Annotated in this window: 3 protein-coding genes; all 3 read left to right on the top strand. The window is 67.4% G+C overall.

Annotated elements, in window-relative coordinates; all coding sequences use genetic code 11:
* Window positions 1–57: 57 nt before the first annotated feature.
* Window positions 58–1,170, top strand: a complete 1,113-nt coding sequence (ald, locus tag JNK68_16025) for an alanine dehydrogenase (protein ID MBL8541851.1) — start codon at window positions 58–60, stop codon at window positions 1,168–1,170.
* Window positions 1,154–1,828 (top strand): RnfABCDGE type electron transport complex subunit B, encoded by a 675-nt coding sequence (locus JNK68_16030; GenBank protein ID MBL8541852.1) that lies wholly within the window; start codon window positions 1,154–1,156, stop codon window positions 1,826–1,828. The genes ald and JNK68_16030 overlap by 17 nt, the downstream gene beginning before the upstream one ends.
* Window positions 1,825–2,423, top strand: a 599-nt coding sequence (gene nth, locus JNK68_16035) for an endonuclease III (protein ID MBL8541853.1), incomplete at its 3' end; no start/stop codon positions are given. The genes JNK68_16030 and nth, both read left to right, overlap by 4 nt.

The following is a 2,423-nucleotide window of genomic DNA, read 5'->3' on the forward strand; positions in this document are numbered from 1 at the left end:
GTGATATGTTATGGCAGCTGATGTTGCATTCGCACAATGCGTGTGGGAGGTGTCCTCGTGCAGATAGGTGTCCCCAAGGAAGTCAAGAACCATGAGTATCGCGTGGGCCTTACTCCAGCCGGTGCGGCACACCTCATCGCCTGCGGCCACCAGGTGAAGGTGCAAACGGGCGCCGGCGCGGCGATCGGCTTCGACGATGATGCGTATCAAGCCAGCGGCGCAACCGTAGTTGCCTCTGCCACAGATGCTTACAGCGCGGAACTCGTCGTAAAGGTGAAGGAGCCGCAGCGCGAGGAGCTACCGCTCATCGACGCCGCGAGCACCCTTTTCTGCTATCTCCACTTGGCGGCGGACGCCGACCTCACAAAGGCGCTCTTGGCGACGGGCGCAACCTGCATCGCGTATGAAACGGTGACCACTGCCGGCGGTGAACTGCCGCTGCTCGTGCCCATGTCGCAGGTGGCCGGCCGGCTTGCCATACAGGTGGGCGCTGCCGCGCTGACCCTGGCATCCGGCGGGCGCGGCGTGCTCCTGCCAGGAGTACCGGGTGTGCCACCGGCGAACGTGGTGATCCTGGGCGGCGGTACGGTCGGCGCCAACGCGGCACGCATCGCGGTCGGTGTCGGCGCCGACGTCACTCTGCTCGACAATTCGCCACCCCGCCTCAGGCACCTCGACGATGTCTTCGGCGCGCGCCTGAAGACCGTGCACGCAACGCCCCACGCCGTCGCCGAGAGCGTCCGCAGCGCCGATCTTGTCGTCGGCGCGGTGCTGCTGCCGGCAAAGCGTGCGCCCCGCCTGCTCTCACGCGCTGTCGTCTGCACCATGATTCGCGGTGCGGCCCTGGTTGATGTCTCTATAGATCAAGGTGGTATATCCGATACTTCGCGTCCTACGACACATTCGGATCCGACCTACATCGAAGAAGGTGTCGTGCATTACTGCGTGACCAACATGCCAGCGGCCACCGCACGCACCTCCACGCTCGCGCTCACCGAAGTCACGCTCCCGTATGTCGAGGCCCTGGCGTCGAACGGAATCGCTGCCGCCACGCGCGCGGATCCGGGGCTGCGCGATGGCCTCAACCTGCACGCCGGACGGGTGACGTGTCGCCCGCTCGCCGAGGATCTCGATCTGCCGTGGACGCCGCCCGATGATCTCGGCTTCTAGCGAGGCCGTGACACTGGCGGACCGGATCGACGCGGCGCTGCCCCAGACTCAGTGCCGGCGCTGCGGTTTCGCCGGCTGTCGCCCCTACGCCGATGCGATCGCCGCGGGCGAGGCCGACATCGATCGCTGTCCTCCCGGCGGGGAGCGCGGAATCGAGCGCCTCGCGCAGCTGTGCGGTGTTGCCGCAACGCCGCTGAACCCGGAATGCGGTCCGCCGACCCTGCCGGCGGTGGCCGTCATCGACGAGGACCGCTGCATCGGCTGCGCGCTCTGCCTGCCGGCCTGCCCGGTCGATGCGATCCTCGGCGCTCGCAAACATCTGCACACGGTGATCGCGGCCTATTGCACGGGCTGCGAGCTGTGCCTCCCGCCGTGTCCGGTCGACTGCATAACGCTGGTTCCGACGGGTGACGGGCACGCCGGGAACGACGCGGTGCGGCTTGCTTTCGCCGATGCCGCGCGCGAGCGCCATCGCCTGCACCTGGCCCGCCGCGAACACGAAGCGCCGCCCTTCGCATCTCTCGGCAGCCGGGCACCCCTGGAGCGCGAGGTCGATCCGAAACGTGCAGCCGTGCAGGCCGCGATCGAGCGCGCCAAAGCGAGGGCCGCCGCCACACAGGCGCAACAGCCTGCGTCAACCGATGCGCCTCGCCCGTGAATGCCGCGAAGCGCGCGGAGATCTTCGCCCGACTGCAGGCGGCAAACGCACATCCGACGACCGAGCTCGCCTACTCGACGCCCTTCGAGCTTCTGGTCGCGGTGATCCTCTCGGCACAGGCGACCGACAAGAGCGTCAACCTGGCCACCGCCGAACTCTTCCCACTGGCGCGGACGCCGCAGGCACTGCTCGACCTGGGTCCGGCCGAGTTGGAACGTCATGTGAAGCGCATCGGCCTCTACCGGACCAAGGTGAAGCATATTCTCGAAACCTGCCGCGCGCTGCTGGAACGGCATGTCGGGGAGGTCCCCGACAGCCGCGAGGCTTTGGAGAGGCTGCCGGGCGTGGGGCGGAAAACCGCCAACGTCATTCTCAACACCGCCTTCGGACAACCGACCATTGCGGTCGACACCCACATTTTCCGTGTCGCCAATCGCACGGGACTCGCGCCGGGGAAGACCGTCCGCGAGGTCGAAGACCGATTAGTGCGAATCACACCTCCCCGTTTCCGGCAGGACGCCCACCACTGGCTCATCCTGCACGGTCGCTACGTCTGCAAGGCGCGCAAGCCCGACTGCGGGACCTGTCTGATCCG

It is taken from the genome of Betaproteobacteria bacterium (assembly GCA_016791345.1).
GTDB lineage: Bacteria > Pseudomonadota > Gammaproteobacteria > Burkholderiales > JAEUMW01 > JAEUMW01.